This is a genomic window from Novosphingobium sp. ERN07, from assembly GCF_012641335.1.
GTDB lineage: Bacteria > Pseudomonadota > Alphaproteobacteria > Sphingomonadales > Sphingomonadaceae > Novosphingobium.
The window spans coordinates 1-1,689 of sequence record NZ_JABAID010000056.1; the positions used below are offsets into that span (position 1 = coordinate 1).

A 1,689-nucleotide genomic window follows, 5' to 3' on the forward strand; every position below is an offset into this window, starting at 1 on the left:
ACGAGCGAAGGGCGCGCCGAAGGGTTCACGATCGGATCGGCAACCTTTGCCAACGGCACCGGCCCAAGCTTCGTAAACATCCAAATCACACCACAGATCAATGCCCAGGCCATCAGCCTTGCGGGAGTTGCAGGCGCAACCCTCCTGCCGACGGGCACGATTGTCATCAACAACGTAGCCGCAGATTCGAACGGCGTTTATCGGGTGCCGCAATCAATTCTCACACAACTTGGCGACGGGGATTTTCAGGCCATCCTCGTCGTCGGCGGCCTTAGCATCGGTTCAACACTCACCGGCACCGCCCGTGTCCGCGAAGCATCGCCGATCCCTGAAGGGCTCTTCGTCCAGACTTTCAACGCAAGCGGCTTGGCACTGGGCGATCACGGGCCGCGCATTGATGGCGGCACAACTGCGATCCTGTTCAATTCCGACGACATTCCGAACACAGCCGGGCTGACGGCGCTGGATGGCGGCGGTTTCGTGGTGCATTGGGTAATTGATGGTGGCGCGGGCGAAGGCGGTCTGGCGATACAGCGATTTGCCGCCAACGGGACCAAACAGGGTGGCGTGACCGTACTGCAAGGGCTGTCGCCAGACTTGCTCAATGCCGCAGACATTTCCTCCTTGGACCTCCAAGCGCTCGACAATGGCGGCTATGCCCTCACATATGCGCTTGGTTTTGAGTCCGCGGGACGCAATGCCGTCGTCACCGCCAACGCAGCGAACCAGACCTTCGGCTTGACCGTAGTTGGGCGCCCGGAAGCTTTCTTCGTCGGGTCCCTGCCGTCCAATGCCCAGTTTGCACTGATGGGAATTGGGAACGATGGTCTGTCCAGAACAGTCCCGCTGACGGTCGGCGAATTTGGTGAGATACGGATTACGAATGCCGTCCTTGATCAGTTCCAGATCGACAACCGCTTTACCCTGCAAGTGAGCGGCCTGACACAGGGACAAAGCGGCAACATATTCATCTCGACGCTGCAGGACGTCAGCTACGCCCCGGGGACCGCACTGGCCAATGTAACGTCGGCTCTTGTTGCCAATTCCGATGGGTTCTCCGCCATTGCTACGGGAAGCGGACGAGCGGAATCCTTCCACATCGATTCGGCGTCCTTTGCCAACGGCACCGGGCCGAGCATTGTCTTGATGCAGATCACCCCGGCGCAAGGATTTGGGATTGATATCAGCGGCATCCCCGGTGCGTCGATTTTGCCCAGTGGCACCATCCAGATTGTCGGTTTGACTGCGGACGCGAATGGAAACTACCGTGTCCCCGATGCCCTGCTTACACAACTGGGTACAACGGATGCTCAGGCCATTCTAATCGTCGGTGGCCTTACTGCCGGATCAACTCTGAATGGCACTATCGGCACTCGCCCTGCAATTCCTGTCCCTGCAGGCCTTTTCGTCCAGACCTTCAACGCAAACGGCTTAGCGCTTGGCGATCACGGTCCGCGCATCGATGGCGGCGACACGCCTGCGTTGATCAATGGGAGCAGCGGCGATGTGAACGTCGGCGTGACCGCGCTGGATGACGGCGGCTACGCGGTTCATTGGGTGGTGGACAGTGACGGCGATCTCAACGGTGACGGACTGGCGGTACAACGGTTTGCAGCGAACGGAACCGCGCAGGGTGGCGTGACCGTGCTGCAGGGCCTGTCGCCAGATCTGCTCAATGCGGCAGACGTA

At 59.9% G+C, this 1,689-nt stretch carries 1 protein-coding gene; it reads left to right on the top strand.

Going from position 1 to position 1,689, the window contains the following annotated elements; genetic code table 11:
- Positions 1-1,689, top strand: a 1,689-nt coding sequence (locus HGI47_RS22045) for a hypothetical protein (protein ID WP_168854894.1), incomplete at both ends; no start/stop codon positions are given.